This is a genomic window from Comamonas testosteroni TK102, from assembly GCF_000739375.1.
GTDB lineage: Bacteria > Pseudomonadota > Gammaproteobacteria > Burkholderiales > Burkholderiaceae_C > Comamonas > Comamonas brasiliensis.
Genome location: NZ_CP006704.1, coordinates 4,944,510 through 4,960,601, shown reverse-complemented (window position 1 = coordinate 4,960,601; position 16,092 = coordinate 4,944,510). Strand labels below are relative to the sequence as shown.

11 protein-coding genes and 1 pseudogene are annotated in these 16,092 nt (G+C 65.0%); 2 read left to right on the top strand and 10 right to left on the bottom strand.

Annotation, left to right across the window (positions count from 1 at the left end; translation table 11 throughout):
• Positions 1 to 49: 49 nt before the first annotated feature.
• The 9 genes from O987_RS22375 to O987_RS22335 all read right to left on the bottom strand — a co-directional run bounded on the left by O987_RS22375 (position 50) and on the right by O987_RS22335 (position 11,477).
• Entirely contained in the window at positions 50 to 1,381 is a 1,332-nt protein-coding gene (locus tag O987_RS22375; RefSeq protein ID WP_043376860.1) for an FAD/NAD(P)-binding oxidoreductase, read from the bottom strand.
• 186 nt (positions 1,382 to 1,567) lie between these two features.
• Positions 1,568 to 2,590, bottom strand: a complete 1,023-nt coding sequence (locus O987_RS22370) for a YeeE/YedE family protein (protein WP_003051967.1) — start codon at positions 2,588 to 2,590, stop codon at positions 1,568 to 1,570.
• A gap of 364 nt (positions 2,591 to 2,954) precedes the next feature.
• A complete protein-coding gene (locus tag O987_RS22365) occupies positions 2,955 to 4,232 on the bottom strand; it encodes an NAD(P)/FAD-dependent oxidoreductase (RefSeq protein WP_043374876.1) in 1,278 nt (425 codons plus the stop codon).
• Entirely contained in the window at positions 4,233 to 4,577 is a 345-nt protein-coding gene (locus O987_RS22360) for a c-type cytochrome (RefSeq protein ID WP_235214205.1), read from the bottom strand.
• A 323-nt stretch (positions 4,578 to 4,900) separates the two neighbouring features.
• Positions 4,901 to 5,170, bottom strand: a complete 270-nt coding sequence (locus tag O987_RS22355) for a hypothetical protein (RefSeq protein WP_235214204.1) — start codon at positions 5,168 to 5,170, stop codon at positions 4,901 to 4,903.
• A 173-nt stretch (positions 5,171 to 5,343) separates the two neighbouring features.
• Entirely contained in the window at positions 5,344 to 7,491 is a 2,148-nt protein-coding gene (gene metG / locus O987_RS22350; RefSeq protein WP_043374871.1) for a methionine--tRNA ligase, read from the bottom strand.
• 229 nt (positions 7,492 to 7,720) lie between these two features.
• On the bottom strand, positions 7,721 to 9,466 hold the full coding sequence (locus O987_RS22345; RefSeq protein WP_043374868.1) for a sensor domain-containing diguanylate cyclase: 1,746 nt from the start codon (positions 9,464 to 9,466) through the stop codon (positions 7,721 to 7,723).
• A 90-nt stretch (positions 9,467 to 9,556) separates the two neighbouring features.
• Entirely contained in the window at positions 9,557 to 10,828 is a 1,272-nt protein-coding gene (locus O987_RS22340) for a patatin-like phospholipase family protein (protein WP_043374866.1), read from the bottom strand.
• Positions 10,829 to 10,907: 79 nt separating this feature from the next.
• The gene (locus O987_RS22335; RefSeq protein WP_003051978.1) at positions 10,908 to 11,477 is read right to left on the bottom strand and encodes a restriction endonuclease; all 570 of its coding nucleotides are present in this window, start codon (positions 11,475 to 11,477) and stop codon (positions 10,908 to 10,910) included.
• A 123-nt stretch (positions 11,478 to 11,600) separates the two neighbouring features.
• On the opposite strand from O987_RS22335, the gene apbC reads away from it, so the two are divergent.
• Both apbC and O987_RS22325 read left to right on the top strand, forming a co-directional pair.
• Positions 11,601 to 12,692, top strand: a complete 1,092-nt coding sequence (gene apbC / locus O987_RS22330) for an iron-sulfur cluster carrier protein ApbC (protein WP_043374863.1) — start codon at positions 11,601 to 11,603, stop codon at positions 12,690 to 12,692.
• Entirely contained in the window at positions 12,692 to 13,654 is a 963-nt protein-coding gene (locus O987_RS22325) for a LysR family transcriptional regulator (RefSeq protein ID WP_003051983.1), read from the top strand. Before apbC ends, O987_RS22325 begins: the two co-directional genes overlap by 1 nt.
• Positions 13,655 to 13,684: 30 nt before the next feature.
• Here the strand turns inward: O987_RS22325 and O987_RS22320 are convergent.
• Positions 13,685 to 15,969, bottom strand: a pseudogene (locus O987_RS22320) (molybdopterin cofactor-binding domain-containing protein).
• Positions 15,970 to 16,092: the final 123 nt, after the last annotated feature.

Genomic DNA, 16,092 nt, shown 5'->3' with positions numbered 1-16,092 from the left:
GGGCGTCATCCGGCAGGGGGAAGCCGCATCGGCGGCTCAGGGAGAATGGCTAGACCCCCAGGAAATCTCCGAACTTGCCGTTGATCCAGGCAAAGTCCTCCTTGACCAGATCGGAGGTGCGCACATCCATGTCGATCTGGGTCTGGTTGACCTGGCCGCTGGCGTCCACCTCGTATTCGAACTTCACCGAAATTTCCTCCTGAGGGTCGCCGTTGACCATCATGTAGCAGAGGTTGTCGGGCAGCCGGGCCACGACCTCCTTGCCGGCCACGCGCTCTGCAATGTTCCGGGCGACGATCTTGCCGATGTAGTTGGCCACATGGCCGCTCTTGGGGTAGTGGCCGAACTGGGGCGAGATCGCGCCCATCAGATCGCCGACAAAATACACGCGGTCGTCACTTCTGGCATGGAACAGGCGGTTGTGCATATCGGCCCAGCCCGTGGGCTTGCCGGTGGCCGCATCCTTGCCGATCAGATCGGCCTTCCAGACCATGTCTGCGGCCTGGTGGGGCGGCATGAGGATGGCATCGTCAAACTTGAAGTCGCCTGCTGCGGTCTTGATCTGCTTGTTGAAGGGGTCCACTTCCTTGACGCTGGCATTGGGCACATGGGTGATGATGTCTGCGTACAGCTCCTCGAAAGCCTGCTTGTAGCCCACGCCGATAGGTGCGATCTTGGGCTTGGGGTCGAGAATCAGGATCTTGCCGGGAATCTTGTTCTTCTTGATATGCCAGGCGATCAGGCAGGCGCGCTCATAGGGCGAGGGCGGGCAGCGATGCGGCGGAGGCGGCAGCGTCATCACCAGCGTGCCGCCCTTGAAGTTCTTGACCTTGCTCTTGAGCGAGAGCATTTCCTGGTTGGGGATGTAGGCGTTGGGAAAGTGGGTGCGCGTGTACTCGATGGCGCGCTGGTCGTTGCCGAACCAGGCCTCGTAATCGTTGCGAATGCCGCCCGAGAGAATCAGGAAGTCGTACTCGATCAGGCCATGGGCCGTGCGCACCAGCTTTTTGTCGCGCTCGAAGCCCGTGACCTCGGTCTGCAGCAGCGTGTAGCCGTATTTGTTGGCCGGGTGCAGCATGTCGCGGTTCACGAAGTCCGTGCCAACGATGTCCACCAGCCACTTGTTGCTCATCGGGCCGGACCAGAAGGTCGGATTGCGCTCCAGCAGCACGACGTCGGAAGCGGGAATCAGCTCGCGCAGATAGCGTGCCGCCGTGAGGCCGCCCCAGCCGCCGCCGCAGATCACGATGCGTGGACCCTTGCCCTGGCGCGGCAGGATGGGCGACTGGCTGCTGATGATGGCGGGTGCAGCCATTGCCGGGCCGGCAGCAGCGCCCAGGGCGAGTGCGGGCGGAGTCCAGAGGAAATGGCGACGTTGCATGAGCATTGCTCCTGTAATGGGAATGGGGCCTGATCGAGGCCTCGGATTCGGGGAGGGGAAGCAAGCTTGGGCGCAGCGCGGCGGGATTGCCTCTCAGCCGACACGCGGCACAAGCAGAGCTGGTGGCTGGAGATTCTAGGAGCAGGCCCTGATCCGGGATCGTTGAATACCCAAGCGAAGCCAGCGCTATTGCTGGCGCAGCAGGCGCAGGCTGAGCAGCGTTCCGAGCAGGATGCCGGCAACGGCCACAAAGCTGGCCAGCGACAGCGTCGACAGCCCGCTCAGCCCCTGGCCGATGGAGCAGCCTGCGGCCAGCACGCCGCCAACGCCCATCAACAGGCCGCCACCGGCGCTGGCCGCCAGGCGGCTGGTGGAGTCAAAGCCTTCCCAGCGCGCCGTGCGGCTGCCAAGGGCTGCGAGAAAGGCACCGGCGAGCACGCCCGCAGTCAGCGCCAGGCCTATGCCGGGCTCGCGTCCCACGGACAGTTGCAGATAGAGCAGGGCCTCGGCAATCGGGCCGATAAAGCTCAGCGAGGTGAGGCGGGCCGGCTCGAACTCATCGACCCCGATATGCGCAGTCAGCCACCAGCCGGCAGCCACCAGCAGGCCTATGAGCAGCGCGCTGCCCCACTGCAGGTGGCTCTGGCGCAGGCCGGGGCGCAGCAAGGCATAGGCCAGCAGCAGCAGGGCCAGACCAAGCGTCAGCAGCCATGTATTCAAGGAAGACAGATAGGCGGGCAAGGTGGCGTGAGCCAGAGTGAGGGGAGTGAGGGCCTGCAGCCACAGGCGCAGAGGCGTCAGCACACCGGTCATGGCCAGTTGCGCGCCCAGCGCCAGAAACACCAGGGTGACCAGAGAGCGCAGATTGCCTCCTGCCAGCAGCACCAGAGAGCGCGCACCGCAGGCTCGTGCCAGCACCATACCGACGCCAAACAGCAAACCGCCAATCAGCACGCCAGCGATGGAAAAGCTGGGCCGCGCAATGGCGGCCTGGCTCAGATCGAGCATTCCCAGAGCCTGCAGCCCCTGCGAGGCCAGCAAGGCCACGGCCAATGCCAGGGCAAAGGCCTGCAATGCAGGAGCCTGACCGGGTGCGACTTCCGCATCCCGCCCTATTTGCTGGCGCAGCCCGCGCAGCAGACAGAAACGCCCCAGCCGCGCGGCGATGCCGAAGGCCATGCCCAGCAAGAAAACAGACCACAGCAACATATCAGTCGTTCAATAAAGCAGATGAGGGTGGGCGGCAGAGATTCACACCAGGAGCTTGAAGCGCGAAGCCGCGCTAGGGCTGGCGAGCAAGGGCTGTCCCGCAGCAAAGCCAGCGTCCCCAGTGTCGCGAGAGAAGGGGGAAGGCGCGTCAGCGCCTCAGGGCCAGCAAACCAACAGACCACAACAACATATCAGTCGTTCAATAAAGCAGATGAGGGTGGGCGGCAGAGATTCGCACCAGACGCATGATGCGTGAACCTTCGCTCGGGCTGGCGAGCAAGGGCTGTCCCACAGCAAAGCCAGCGTCCCCAGCGCCACGAGAGAAGGGGGAAAGCGCGTCAGCGCCTCAGGGGGAAGCCTCTATTCAACCACCCCAGATATCCGCGCTGATCGCCTTGTACCAGGCTGCGCCGTAGTCGGCCTCGGCCTTGCGGAAGGCGGCATCGCCGTTCAAGGGGCTCACGCCGCCGGAGTCGGGCACCTCGATCAGCTTGCCCGCAGCCGTGCGGTAGACGCCGGCCACGGAGATGCCGTAGTCGGTGCCGATCAGGCTGTAGCAGGTGTTGGCAAAGGCCGCTGCAGGCAGGGACTGGCCGCTCAGTTCGGCGGCAATCGCGGCAGCGGCCACCTTGCCTTGCGTATTGGCGGCAAAGCCGGACTTGGGCATGGGCGCGGCAATCGTGGCGTCGCCCAGCACATAGACATGCTGGACCTGGGTGGATTCAAAGGACTCGGGCTTGACCGGCACCCAGCCGCTGGCATTGGTCACGCCGGCACGGTCGGCGATAAAGCCGGCCTTCTGGGGCGGGATGACGTTGAGCACATCGGCCTTGTGCCTGGTGCCGAACGCGGTTTCCACTTCCAGGTTCTTGGCATCCACGCGTGCGACCTTGCCGTCATCGGCCTGCTTGACCCATTCGATCATGTCGCCGTAAAGCGCCTTCCAGCCCTGAATGAACAGGCCTTGCTTGGAGAAGGCATCCTTGTCGTCCAGCAGCAGAATCTTGGACCTGGGTTTGTGCTGCTTGAGGTAGTGGGCCACCATGGCCGCGCGCTCGTAGGGGCCGGGCGGGCAGCGGAAAGGGTTGGCAGGGATGACCATCACGAACTTGCCGCCATCGGGCATGGCTTCGAGCTGCTTCTTGAGCAGCTGGGTCTGCGCTCCGGCCTTCCAGGCATGGGGGGCAAGCTGGGCGGCTGCCTCGTCATAGCCTTCCAGCGCATTCCAGCGCATGTCGATGCCGGGCGAGAGCACCAGCTTGTCATAGCTCAGCGCCTGACCGTTGGACAGCAGCACGCGCCTGGAGTCGGTCAGGACCTGGTCGGCACGCGCATGGACCACGTTCACGCCGGCCTTGCGCAGACCGCCGTAGCCGTGGCCTATGCTGTCCCAGCTGCGCAGGCCGGCAAGGTACAGATTGGAGAAGGGGCAGGTATAGAAGCGCTCGGCCGGCTCCACCAGCGTGACCTGGATATGCGGCGCGAACTGGCGCAGATAGCGCGCGGCCGTGGCTCCGCCAAAGCCGCCGCCGATCACGACCACATGGGCCGAAGCTGCCTTGGCCTGCACGATGGCGGGCATGGCGAAGGTGGCTGCGCCGGCGGCGGCACCACCGAGAATTTGACGACGATTGATCTGCATTTACGGGCCCTTCTTGCTGAACCATTGGGCCAGCGCTTTGAGTTGCTCATCGTCGTAGCCCTTGGCCAGACGGGTCATGACGGTGGCGTCCTTGGCGGTGCCGGCCTTGAAGGCCTGCAGGCGCTGCAGCAGATGAGCCTCAGGCAGGCCGCGCAGCTGGGGAATGACGCCCGTGGAGCGGCCGTCCGGGCCGTGGCAGTTGGCGCAGCTGGCAGCCAGCACGGCCACATCCTGCACACGCAAGGAGGTGGCGGCAGAGCTGGCCAGGCCGGGCAGCGGCGCTGCCAGGGCAAAAGCCAGCCATAGCGCAGAGCGCGCTGAAGTGAGCAAGGGTTTCGATCGCATGGGGCCTCCCGTTGTCCCCACGCAAGGCCGCGTGGGGGATTTATGACCTCGATGCCTGAATGTGCGCGGCCTTTGTTATGTGTGGCGAATGTCGAGCATTCTTCTGGGCAGGGGCGGAGCAGGCAGAGCTGATGGAGTCGGATTCTAGGAAGCGGACCGGCTCTGACAAGCTCAATATCCCGGTGGTGTAACAGGAAGTTATTGGTTATTTAGTTATGCGCTGCGCTTGTGCTTGCGGGCGCGTGCCAGGGCATGAAAAAACCGCATTGTGCTATCTGATGTGTAGCGCAATGCGGTTTCTGTGAATGGATGCAGGCGGTTCGTCAGTATTGCGGCGGCAGTCCGTCAGAGGGCGCTGAGGGCGTGGGGTTGGCGGTCATTGCCGGCATTTCTGCTGCTGCGGGAGCGGTGGCGGACGGATCGCGGTAGCGAATATTCACGCCGCTGGTATCGGGTGGGTCGTCATCCATCAAGGCATCAGCGGCCTTGCCCACACCCTTGCCCACGATCTTGGCTGTGCCGATGGCGGCATCGGCGGCCAGGCCCACAGCTCCGGCCGTCACGCTGATGGCGGTACCGGTGACGGCGATCACGGTGCAGCCCGAGAGCGCAAGGCATAAAAAAGCTCCAGCCAGCCAGAAGCCGTAGGAGCCTGATGAGGCACGCCCCCGCGAGGAGACACCGAGCAAGAGCCGCCTCGCGGCGAAGGTGTCGTCCCCCCGGGGGGAAGGCGCCGAAGGCGACTCAGGGGGGATCATAGGTGGGATCAATGAATCCGCATGCCGGGCATGGCGCCGGGGAAGGGTTCCAGCACATAGATGCCGGGATGGGCCTTCTCGTCGGCGTGGCTGGCGGCCAGCACCATGCCTTCGGACAGGCCGAACTTCATCTTGCGCGGTGCCAGATTGGCGACCATCACCGTCAGCTTGCCCTGCAGCTGCTCGGGCTGGTACATGCTGCTGATGCCGCTGAACACATTGCGGGTCCTGGGCTGGCCCCTCTCGTCCTTCTCGCCCACATCCAGGGTCAGCTGCAGCAGCTTGGTCGAGCCTTCCACCGCCCTGCATTCCAAGATCCTGGCGATGCGCAGATCGACCTTGGCAAAGTCGTCGATGCTGATGGTCTCGGCCAGCGGCTCACCGCCGGGGGCATGGGGGTCGATCACGGGCTCGGCCTTCCTGGCAGCCTTTTTCTCGGCCTTGGAGGGTTCGGCGGCGGGGGCTGTCTGACCAGCGGGCGCTTCGAACAGGGCTTCGAGCTGCTTGGGATCGACGCGCTGCATCAGATGCTGGTAGACGCCGATCTGGTGGCCCGCGCCCAGGGGCTTGACCACGTCGGCAAAGCGCTCGGGCGGCACGATGAGGAAGTTGGCGACTTCTGCGGCCACGCCGGGCAGGATGGGGCTCAGGTAGATGGTCAGGATGCGGAAGGCTTCGATGCAGGTCGTGCACACATCGTGCAGGCGGGCATCCATGCCTTCCTTCTTGGCCAGCTCCCAGGGCTTGTTGGCGTCCACATAGCTGTTGACCTTGTCGCACAGCAGCATGATCTCGCGCGCAGCGCGGGCCGAGTCGCGGCCTTCGTAGGCGGCGACGATGGCGGCTTGCTGCTCGCGCAGCGCGGCCAGCAGGGTCTGGCCGTCTTCGCTGACCACGCCCAGCTTGCCGTCAAAGCGCTTGCTGATGAAGCCTGCTGCACGCGAAGCGATGTTGACGTACTTGCCGATCAGGTCGGAGTTGACGCGCAGCATGAAGTCTTCGGGATTGAAGTCGATGTCTTCGTTCTTGCCGTTGAGCTTGGCGCCCAGGTAGTAGCGCAGCCATTCGGGGTTCATCTTGAGCGACAGGTACTTGAGCGGATCGAGGCCGGTGCCGCGGCTCTTGCTCATTTTCTCGCCGTTGTTCACGGTCATGAAGCCGTGCACGCAGATCCTGGTTGGCGTCTTGCGACCGCTGAACTTGAGCATCGCAGGCCAGAACAGCGTGTGGAAGGTGATGATGTCCTTGCCGATGAAGTGGTACTGCTCCAGAGCTGGGTCGGCCATGTAGGCGTCGTAGTCTTCGCCACGGCGGTTGAGCAGTTCCTTGAGCGATGCCAGGTAGCCCACGGGCGCATCCAGCCAGACATAGAAGTACTTGCCCGGCGCATCGGGAATCTCGATGCCGAAATAGGGCGCGTCGCGGCTGATGTCCCAGTCGTCCAGGCCTTCGCTGGTCGAGCCGTCGGGGTTGGTGCGCACGCCGAACCATTCCTTGATCTTGGCCGCGACTTCGGGCTGAACATGCTTGCCGTTCTGCGTCCACTCGGTCAGGAACTCCACGGCGCGCGGGTCCGAGAGCTTGAAGAAGAAATGCTCGGAGGACTTCATCACCGGCGTGGCACCCGACAGGGCCGAGAACGGGTTGATGAGGTCGGTGGGCGCGTAGACCGAGCTGCAGACTTCGCAGTTGTCGCCGTACTGGTCCTTGGCGTGGCAGCGCGGGCATTCGCCCTTGATGAAGCGGTCGGGCAGGAACATGTTCTTCTCGGGGTCGAAGAACTGCTCGATGGTGCGGGTTTCGATGAAGCCGGCGGCCTTCAGGTCCAGATAGATCTGCTTGGACAGCTCGTGGTTTTCGGCGCTGTCGGTATTGCTCCAGTTGTCGAAGGCGATGTGGAAGCCGTCGAGGTACTGCTTGCGGCCGGCAGCGATGTCGGCCACGAACTGCTGGGGCGTCTTGCCGGCCTTTTCGGCGGCAATCATGATGGGCGCGCCGTGGGCGTCGTCGGCGCCCACGAAGTTGACCGCATTGCCCTGCATTCGCTGCGCACGCACCCAGGTGTCGGCCTGGATGTATTCCATGATGTGGCCGATGTGGAAGTTGCCGTTGGCGTACGGCAGGGCGGTGGTGACGAATAGTTTGCGTGCGGTCATGAGGAAACAGCTTTCACAGAGAACCCGTCATTCTAGAAGGGCTTGGCTCCAGGCTGCGGGCGCGGGTTTTGCGGCGGCAACCGGCAGGGTCGCTATCGATCGGTGATTGCTTCGATTTTTATAGCTTCTATCGTATTTAATATAATTATTTCAATAAGAAATATATATAAATTCAATGCAAATAAAGCGCTTAATGCTCCCGTATTGATAGCGGAAGCAGGAAGGCAGGCTATCGCAGCGAAGGCCCCTTGTTGCGGTACATGTCCTGGTCGGCGACCTTGAGCAGGCTTTGCGCATCCTGCGCATCCCTGGGATACAGGGCCTGACCCACCGATGCGCCCACGGTCACGGATTCGCCCTCGGGAATGCCCAGCAGCGTGGTCAGCGGCTGCTGCAGCGCATGCTCGATCTTGAGTCTCACGGCCTGTACCTGCTCCTCGTCGCTGACTCCGCGCAGTATGAGGATGAACTCGTCGCCGCCCAGGCGGGCAACGACATCGTCGGGGCGCAGCAGGTTGCGCAGGCGCAGGCTGATCTCGGCCAGCGCCAGATCGCCGTTGTCATGTCCCCAGCGGTCATTGAGTGGCTTGAAGCGGTCCAGGTCCACAAACAGCAGTGCAAACGGGGCAGCCATGCTCTGGCCGGGCAGGGGGCGGGTGAGCGTGGCCAGAATATGCTGCAGCGCGCTGCGATTGTTGGCGCCGGTCAGCGGATCGGTGAACAGGCTGTGGCGCATGCGATGGAAGTTGTGGGCCAGCTCGCCAATTTCATCGCGGCGCTGCACCTCGATGGGGGTGTCGATCTCGCCCTGGCCCACGCTGCGCACGGCGCGGGTCAGCGAGCGCATATCGTTGGCCACGGCGCCGAAGATGCGGGTGCCGATGACGACGGCCACGACCAGTGCCAGCAGACCCAGGCTGCCCACCAGCACCATATGGCGGTAGACGCCGGTCAGCATGTCCTTGTGCGGCACGGCCACCACGGCCATCCAGTCCTGGCCCGAGCCCAGGTTCAGGCGCCGGTAGGCGATGCGAATATTGCTGTGCCCGGCATCTTCCAGCAGGGCGGTGCCCGGAGCGGCGCCGGACTTCGAGGTCTGGAAGGCGCCCTGGATCTTGTCGTACACCGCCTGAATCAGCGGGTCCTGGCTGTTGGCGGCACTCATGCGCTCCAGCTGGCCGTCCTCACGGCGGTGGATATTGGGCATGCCGGTGGCGGCGATCAGGGAGCCGTCGGCCTCGATGATGAAGGCCCGGCCATGCTCGCTCAGGTGCAGCTGGTTGACGAATTCATTGAGCGCGCGCAAGGAGATATCGGTGGCCACCACGCCTTCGAGACGCCCCTTGCTGGAAAGAATGCGGCGCGCACGCGTCAGCACCAGATCCTTGGCGCTGAAGTCGATATAGGCAGGCGTCCAGATCACGTCGGCCGACTCCGCCGCAAGCTTGAACCAGGGGCGCTGGCGTGGCTCGAACAGATTGATTTCGGTGGACTCGTAGACCGGCTCGGCATGCATGCCGGCGACCTTGAAATAGCTGCGATGCTCGCTGGCCCGGGTCTTCAGGCGCAGCTGGCCCAGCTCCGGTGTCAGGCGCTTGAGGGCAATCCCTTGTCCCGCAACATTGGCGTAGTAGACATAGTCGTTGGGCTGGGTGTGCAGCGAGCTGGCCACCCACAGCCGCGAGATCAGTGCCGGGATATGGTCGCGGATATCGGCGGGCACCGATTCGCCGCTGGGAAACGCGGCCTCCAGCACGGCGCTGGACGGGTACAGGTGCCGGTCCACGATCAGCGCAATACGCTCGGCCTTCTCTTCCATCACCTGCTCGGACAAGGCGGACACCGCGTTGCTGCCGGTCCAGTACCAGAGCATGCCCAGGGCCGAGGTCAACAGCGCAATCAGGGCGACAAAAGGCAGGATCAGCGAGAGCTTGAGCGATTTGGAGGCGCGGACGGGCTGTGGAAGTGGAGTCACTAGGCTGTGGCAGTAAAGATGATGAAGGTCAAGCAAAGTGTCTCATGCATCATTTGTCCGGCTCCTTTCGCATCATTAACATTTGTTACATCAAAGCGGCCAGCCCAGGAAACGGCAAAGTTCCTCTCTTCGAGCCAGCGTGTCTTTGCGGCCCAGTGCTATCAGTTCACGGGTGTAGCCCTGCTCAAATAGCAGGTAGCTGGCCAGCGCGCCGTCGCGCACGGGGTTGCCCGTGCCGGCGCGCACGCCCAGCGTGGCCAGCAGGGTCCGCACCGGCCGCGGCAGCTTGTCGATATGGCGCGTGGCGATATCGTCGATGCGCTCGCTGGGGGTGATGGCCAGTACCTCGACAGGGCGCAGCCGGCTGTGGATGCGCTCGGCCGGCGAGATCAGGCTCAGCGTGTGATTGATGCGCTCGGCTCGCTCTATGTCTACGGCCAGCGTGTCCAGGAAGATGCTCGACAGCGCATGCCCGGCGACCTGGGCCAGGGTGGGGTAGCTGGCGTCGGCCAGCGGCTGGCTGCTCAGGGGCTCGTGGCGCCTGCCCGCGCCCACGACCAGCAGCTTGCTGGCGCCCAGATGGATGGCCGGGGCCAGGGGCGCAGTCTGGCGCATGGAGCCGTCGCCGAAATGCTCGAGATGCCCGTCCATGGGCAGCGGCATGGCCGGAAAGATGAAGGGCAGGGCCGACGAGGCCAGCAGGTGATCGGCGGTGAGCAGGGTCTGCACGGCCTTGCGCTGGTCGCGTATCCAGGGGCTCAGGGTTTCGCGGGTCTGGAAGAAAGTGATGTGCTGGCCGCTGCTGTAGCTCGATGCCGTGATGGTCAGTGCGTGCAGATGCCCGCTGGCGATCAGCTGCGGGATGCGCTCGAACGGCATGAGCTCGCTGTTCATCAGGCTTTTGAGCGGTGTGTTGTCCAGCAGAGAGCGCGGCCGCATGCGGCTCCAGCGGGCCACTGCCCAGCCCAGCGACAACAGCGTCAGCCAGCGCGCACCGCTGCGCAGCACGCTGAGCGAGTCGGCCCTGTAGATCTGCTCGGTATTCATATGGCCCCAGACATGGAGCATGCGTCGCACGGCGCTGTCAAAGGCATCGGCATGGCAGGCCAGGGCGGCGACATTGATGGCACCCGCCGAGGTGCCCGCCAGTACCGGAAAGGGATTGGGCCCGTGCTGCAGACCCCGGGCACGGCGCAGCTCGGCAATGGCGGCCAGCACGCCGACCTGGTAGGCGGCCCGGGCGCCGCCGCCGCTGAGCAACAGACCGGTCTGCCCGATGCTGGAGCTCGGGCCTGCGGAGTTTTGCCGGTCTGTCTCGGCAAGACTGGGAGGGAGGGTGGGTGAGAACTGCTCTGCCGCCATGGCTGCAGTGTGCCCGGATTGGGCCGCAGGCGGTAGGTGCGGGGGGCTGCGCGGCCCCGGTGACGGCCTGCGGTGGGCCTTAGCGCTTTTTCTGGTTCTTGGCGATCAGCGTGGCGATGGACTTGGCATCCAGCACCACCAGCTGATGCTGCGCGGCCCAGCTGGCGGCATTCTCGCCCAGTGGCTGCAGAGCCACGTAAACGCCGAGCTCGGCTTTCAGCCGGGCTTGCGCGGCCTGCAGCTCGCGCAGCGGCTCCACGCCATGGGCTGCGGCTTTCCAGCGGCGCGCGCCGACCACGCTGGTCTGGCCGTTGCGCGTCAGCAGCAGATCGGCCCCGGCCTGGTTCAGGCGCTGAACCTCATAGCCTTCGGCTTGCCAGGCCGTCTGCAGCTGGGCACTGAAGTCGGCCCAGGACTGCTCGGCAATCACCTGCTGGATCTGTTCCAGCCTGGCCGGGCTGGGGGCCCGCAGCTGCCTGTAGCAGGCGATGCAGCCCACGATGAAGAACGGGAAGGCGCCCAGGGCGGCAAAGGGCGAGATGTCCTTGGGAAACACCGCCAGCGACACCAGCACCACCGCAGCGCAGATCGCAAAGCTGATCCACCAGCGCGAGCGCATCAGGACTGCGAACAGGGAATTTTCGGCCATCTTCAGTTTCACGGGCTGTCTCTCAAATCTTGGGCAAAGGGCTGCATTGTCTCCTGTGCACAGGGGTTGGACAGCTTCGCTAGACTATCCGTCATTGAAGAAACCTCTGGAAAACTAAATCCAATGGCTGTTACTGAACAAGCGCTTCTGAGCGCGCTGGCCACGGTGCTTGATCCGCACACTGGCAAGGACTTTGTGAGCACGCGCGCCCTGCGCAATCTGCAGATTGCCGGTGACGACGTCTCGTTCGACGTGGAGATGGGCTATCCCGCCAGCAGTCTGCATCCTGCGCTGCGCAGCCAGTTCATCGCTGCGGCCAGGACGGTGGCCGGCGTGGGCAATGTCTCGATCAACATCTTCACCAAGGTGGCCTCGCATGCCGTGCAGCGCGGCGTGCAACTGCTGCCCGGCGTGAAGAACATCATCGCCATCTCGTCCGGCAAGGGCGGCGTGGGCAAGAGCACGACCACGGCCAATCTGGCACTGGCGCTGGCCGCCGAAGGTGCCCGCGTGGGCATTCTGGACGCCGACATCTACGGTCCCAGCCAGCCCATGATGATGGGCGTTTCGGGCAAGCCCGAAAGCCATGATGGCAAGACCATGGAGCCGCTGGAGAACCATGGCGTGCAGGTCATGTCCATCGGTCTGCTGGTCAACAACGACCAGGCCATGATCTGGCGCGGCCCCATGGCCACCCAGGCACTGGAGCAGATGCTGCGCCAGACCAACTGGAAGGATCTGGACTATCTGCTGGTCGACATGCCGCCCGGAACCGGTGACATCCAGCTGACGCTGTCCCAGCGCGTGCCCATGACGGGTGCCGTGGTGGTGACCACGCCCCAGGACATTGCCCTGATCGATGCCAAGAAGGGCATTCAGATGTTCGAGAAGGTCGGCGTGCCGATTCTCGGCCTGGTCGAAAACATGGCAGCCCATGTCTGCACCAACTGCGGCCATGTCGAACATATCTTTGGCGCCGACGGCGGCAAGAAGATGGCCGGCGAGCAGAACATCGACTATCTGGGGGCGTTGCCCCTGTCGCTGCAGATCCGCCTGCAGGCCGACAGCGGCAAGCCCACGGTGGTGGCCGAGCCCGAGAGCGAAGCCGCCCAGGTCTACAAAAAGGTGGCGCGCGATTTGGCCGTGAAGGTGGCTCTCAAGGCCAAGGACTTCTCCAGCAAGTTCCCCACGATCACGGTGAGCAGCAATACCTGATGAACCTTCTGACCTCCATGCGTTATCTGGTGGCGCTCAACGAGCACCGCCATTTCGCAAGGGCGGCGCAGGCCTGCCATATCACGCAGCCTGCACTGTCCAATGCGCTCAAGGCGCTGGAGGACGAGTTCGGGGCCGTCATCGTGCGCAGGGGGCGGTCGTTTGCAGGTTTCACGCCTGAGGGCGAGCAGGTGCTGGCTACGGCTCTGGCCATGCTGCGCGCGGAAGAAGGTTTGCGCCAGGAGCTGAGCGCTTCAGCAGGAGCGCTGCGCGGCCAGTTGCGCATGGCCGCCGTGCCCACGGCTATGCCCATGCTCACGCGCTTTGCGGCCATGCTGCGCCAGCGGCATCCCGGCATCACGCCCGTGGTGCTGTCCATGAGTTCGGCCGAGATAGAGACCGGACTCGAGGATCTGTCCCTGGATCTGGCTCTGGGCTACAGCGCCAGACTGCCGCGGCGTGGCCCGCGCCTGCAGTCCTGGCTGCAGTACCAGGAGCACTACTATCTGCTGAGCCGGGATGCGCAGTGCGACAGCCGCCCCTTTGCCTTTGGGGCAGACATCGCCTGGAGCGAGGTGGCAGCCCTGCCGCTGTGCCTGCTCACGCCCGACATGCACAACCGCACGGTGATCGACGAGGCCTTTGCTGCCGTGCAGCGCGAAGTGCAGCCCGCCATGGAAACCAATTCCGTGCTGAGTCTGGTCATGGCCGTGGCCGAATGCATCCCCGGGGATGAAAGCGCCATGGTCACCGTGCTGCCAGGCGCCATGGTGGCCACGGTACGTCACATGCCGGGCCTGATTGCACGGCCGCTGCGATCGCCCGAGTTGCTCACGCCCATAGGCTTCATGACCCAGCAGGGCATGGCGCCCACCCGGGCTCTGTTGGCTGCGCTGGAGCTGCAGGACGATGACGAGTGGCGCGTGCAGTGCCTGCGGCATGCGGGTGCGCTGAAGGAGTGAGAGCGGTCAGGCGGGCCGGTCCTGCCCGCGTTAGGGCGTGGCCTGCAGCGCGGCACGCACCGCATCGGGTGTGAACGGGGCCGCATAGAACCGCCGGCCCGTGGCATCGAACAGGGCATTGGCCAGGGCGGCGGGTCCTGGTACCGAGGCCGATTCGCCCGCGCCCATGGGCGGCTCCTCCTGGCGGGGCATCAGCACGACTTCGATGGGCGGCAGGTCGCGGAAGCCGATGATGGGGTAGCCGCCCCATTCGCGGCTGGCCACGCCATGGTCGTTGAAGGCCACCTTTTCCATCAGGCTGCGGCTCAGCGTTTGTATGACGTTGCCGTGGATCTGGTGGCGCACGCCATCGGGGTTGACCATCATTCCCGTGTCCTGGCCCACGACCAGGCGTTGCACGGCGATGCGTCCGCTGGCGGGGTCCACGGTGATGTCGATGACCCAGGCGGCCCAGGCTGCGCCAAAGCCGGGAAAGCGGCTGTGGATGTAGCGCGCATAGGCTACGCCGCGTCCGTGCAGCAGGCCGTCGGCGCCCGGCTGTCCCCGGCTTCCGCGATGGCCTGGCTGCCATTGCGCATGGCGGGCCGTGGCATGGATCAGCTCGACGGCGCGCGGGTCGTCCAGATGGCGAACGCGGTAGTCCACAGGGTCGGCATCGGCCGCATGGGCCAGCTCGTCGATCATGCAGTCGTGGGCAAAGGAGTTGGGCAGGGCAGAGACCCCGCGCAGCCATGACGAACGCACGATGGGCGCCATGTCATGACAGGCGATGCGCTGGTTGCCATAGCGGTAGGGGGGTACTGCTGTACGGTCGCCCATCTCCAAGGTGCGTGGCTGGCCCGGTATGCGGCCCGTGAGCAGCAGGGCCAGCAGTGGCGCGTCGTTGGAGGGGTAGCGCACGGCAAAATCGTAGGCCAGCAGCTCTCCCCGGGCGCCGATGGCCGCGCTCACGTCCATCAGCTGGGCAGTGCCCTTGGGCTCCCACTGGTGCTCCTGCTCACGCGTGAGCTGCACGCGCACGGGGGCGCCCACGGCCATGGACATCAGGGCGGCGTCGGCGCAGACATCGTCGGCACAGTTCCGTCCATAGCAGCCTGCGGCTTCCAGGCGCACGATCTCGATGCGCTCTTCGCCCAGTTGCAGCAGGCGGTCCAGGTCGGTGCGCAGCATGTGGGGGTTCTGCGTGCCGGCCCAGAGCCTGAGCCGTCCCTCGCTGAAATCGGCCACTGCACAGGAAGGGCCAATGGAGGCATGCATCTGGTAGGGCCAGAGATAGCTGCGGCGCAGCACGGTGGCTGCGCCGGCGAAGGCGTCATCCACGAGGCCTTGATCGACCAGGGCACGGTGCTGGGCGGGATTGGCGCGGATGGCCGCAGACAGGTCGGAAAGATCAGGCGCGGCCGGCGCGGCCTTCCACTGCACACGCAGCGCGCGCATGGCGGCAATGGCCTGTTCCTCGCGGTCTGCGACCACGCCGACGAAATCCCCTTCGATGACGACCTGAACATTGCCGGGCAGGTGGGCCACGGAGTCGCGTTCTACAGCCATCAGGCAGCGGCCAATGAAGTCGCCGCCGTCGCGGCCCGGATGCGGCGGGCGGATCACGCGGCCATGGCGCATGCCCGGCACGCGCACATCGTGGACAAAGCTGAGCTCGCCCGTGGCCTTGGCGGGAATGTCCACGCGAGCCGCTCCCCGGCCCACCAGCCGGTAGTCGCTGGCAGGCTTGAGCTTTACCTCCTGCTCGGGGGGGGCGCCAGTTGCAGCTGCAGTTGCTGGCCTCGCAGCAGCTCGCCATAGCCGATTTGGCGGGCATCGCTGCCGTCGGCAAAGCGCACAATACCGTCGCGTGCCCGGAGTCGGTCCGCCCTCGCGTTCCATTGCTGCGCGGCCAGCGCCAGCAACTGCTCGCGTGCCTGGGCGGCTGCGCGTCGCAGCGGAACGGCCGATATCTGGATGCTGGCGCTGGCAATGGTCGGCCCCTGGTTGGGGGCGGCGGCCGTGTGGCCCATCACCATTTCCAGGCGGTCCAGTGGCACTTCCAGTTCTTCGGCCACGATCTGCGCCAGCGCCGTGCGTATGCCCGTGCCCAGGTCTACATGGCCGTTGAAGGCCAAGGCGCGCCAGCCCTGCGGTGCATCTTCGTCGGCCAGCACGGCGACGAAGATTTCGGGGGTGGACTGCACGTAGTCGGTGGCCGTGCCGGGCTGGCCGGGCGCGGGGCGCGGCGGCGCCACGGGCTGGCGCACCACGAGCAGGGTGTCGGCGCGCGCGAGCAGCTGCGCGTGCTGGGCTTGGGGCTGGGGCAGGTTCATGAGAGCGAATGTAGGACAGGTTTGGCGAGCCGGCAGCAACGTTGTAGATCGGCTTGCCATTCCATGGTGTCAGCGAGGATGACCGCGCACGATTTGGCAGTGCCCAAGCGAGAGGCTCCGAGG

Excerpts from the sequence above, each read along its gene's own strand:
- O987_RS22375 (WP_043376860.1), bottom strand. The coding sequence starts at position 1,381 with ATGCAACGTCGCCATTTCCTCTGGACTCCGCCCGCACTCGCCCTGGGC.
- O987_RS22370 (WP_003051967.1), bottom strand. The coding sequence starts at position 2,590 with ATGTTGCTGTGGTCTGTTTTCTTGCTGGGCATGGCCTTCGGCATCGCC.
- O987_RS22365 (WP_043374876.1), bottom strand. The coding sequence starts at position 4,232 with ATGCAGATCAATCGTCGTCAAATTCTCGGTGGTGCCGCCGCCGGCGCA.
- O987_RS22360 (WP_235214205.1), bottom strand. The coding sequence starts at position 4,577 with ATGCGATCGAAACCCTTGCTCACTTCAGCGCGCTCTGCGCTATGGCTG.
- metG (WP_043374871.1), bottom strand. The coding sequence starts at position 7,491 with ATGACCGCACGCAAACTATTCGTCACCACCGCCCTGCCGTACGCCAAC.
- O987_RS22340 (WP_043374866.1), bottom strand. The coding sequence starts at position 10,828 with ATGGCGGCAGAGCAGTTCTCACCCACCCTCCCTCCCAGTCTTGCCGAG.
- O987_RS22335 (WP_003051978.1), bottom strand. The coding sequence starts at position 11,477 with ATGGCCGAAAATTCCCTGTTCGCAGTCCTGATGCGCTCGCGCTGGTGG.
- apbC (WP_043374863.1), top strand. The coding sequence starts at position 11,601 with ATGGCTGTTACTGAACAAGCGCTTCTGAGCGCGCTGGCCACGGTGCTT.
- O987_RS22325 (WP_003051983.1), top strand. The coding sequence starts at position 12,692 with ATGAACCTTCTGACCTCCATGCGTTATCTGGTGGCGCTCAACGAGCAC.